The organism is Microvirga sp. P4_G7 (assembly GCF_056401005.1).
Genome location: NZ_JBFUKD010000903.1, coordinates 1 through 1,223 on the forward strand (window position 1 = coordinate 1; position 1,223 = coordinate 1,223).

At 66.1% G+C, this 1,223-nt stretch carries 1 protein-coding gene and 1 pseudogene; one reads left to right on the forward strand and one right to left on the reverse strand.

Going from position 1 to position 1,223, the window contains the following annotated elements; genetic code table 11:
• The coding region (locus AC1DT3_RS21775; protein WP_477467264.1) for a hemolysin family protein at positions 1–936 on the forward strand (936 nt) is incomplete at its 5' end.
• Between the two features lie 50 nt (positions 937–986).
• On the opposite strand, the pseudogene AC1DT3_RS21780 reads toward AC1DT3_RS21775, so the two are convergent.
• A pseudogene (locus tag AC1DT3_RS21780) lies at positions 987–1,223 on the reverse strand (hypothetical protein); the annotation flags it as partial.

Sequence of the window (1,223 nt, forward strand, 5' to 3'; positions counted from 1 at the left end):
GCGTTGCGCAATCCGGAGCCGGTCGCCTGCCTCGTCGCGCCAGCGATGCTGCTGATCTCGAAGGTCGCCGCCCCTGCCGTCTGGCTCCTCAACGCATCGACCCGCCTGATCTTCCGCCTCATCGGCGCGAGTTCGGACAGCGAATCAACGGTGACGGAAGAAGAGATCAAGATGCTCGTGGGCGAGGCTGAGAGCGCAGGCGTCATCGAGGAGCAGGAGCGGCGCATGATCGGCGGCGTGCTTCGCCTCGGCGACCGCCAGGTTCGCGGCCTCATGACCCCGCGGACGGACGTCGACTGGATCGACCTCGACGACGACCCGGAAACGGTGCGCCAGTTGCTGATGGCGACGCCGCATTCGCGCCTTCCCGTCAGCGAGGGCAATGCGGACAACATGATCGGCGTGGTACAGGCGCGCGAACTTCTCGCTTCGCTCCTCGCTGGCGAGGCGCTCAACGTGCGCAAGCATATGCGCACGGCCCCGGTCATTCCCGACACGCTCTATGCCCTCGACGCCCTGACCTTGCTGCGTGACGCGGAGGTCCCGATGGCGCTCGTCCACGACGAGTACGGACATTTCGAAGGGGTCGTCACCCCCGCCGACGCCCTCGAAGCCATCGCCGGTGTCTTCCGATCCGACGTGGAAACGGAAGAGCCGGATGCGGTCCGGCGCGAGGATGGATCCTGGCTGCTCGCGGGCTCCATGCCGGTCGACGAGATGGCGGAAAGCCTCGGCGTCGCTCTTCCGGAGAATCGCGGCTATCACACGGTGGGCGGGCTGGTGATCAGCGAATTGCAGCGTCTGCCTGCGACCGGCGAGTACGTGAACGCATTCGGCTGGCGTTTCGAAGTGGTCGATCTCGACGGACGCCGCATCGACAAAGTCATGGCGATGCCGCTTCTCAAGCGGGTCGGCAAATCTGCCCCGCTGCCATAAAAAAAGGCGCGGGAACCGCGCCTTCCGTCATCCTCCCGCGTGGGCTGCGATCAGCCCCTGCCGCGACGCGGAGCCGCTCCGGCGCCGAGACCCACTTCGATATCGAAGCTCGTGGCATCGGATCTTGGAACGACGATCCCGTCTTCGACGACGGTGAAGGCTCCCTGGGTTTCGCCCGCGGGAATCACCACCGAGCCTCTCACGGTCTTGTTGGCGAAGACGGTCGAACCCGACCGCACGATGATATGCACCGGCACGTCGAACCGGCCCGGGGAGCCGCTCGAGCC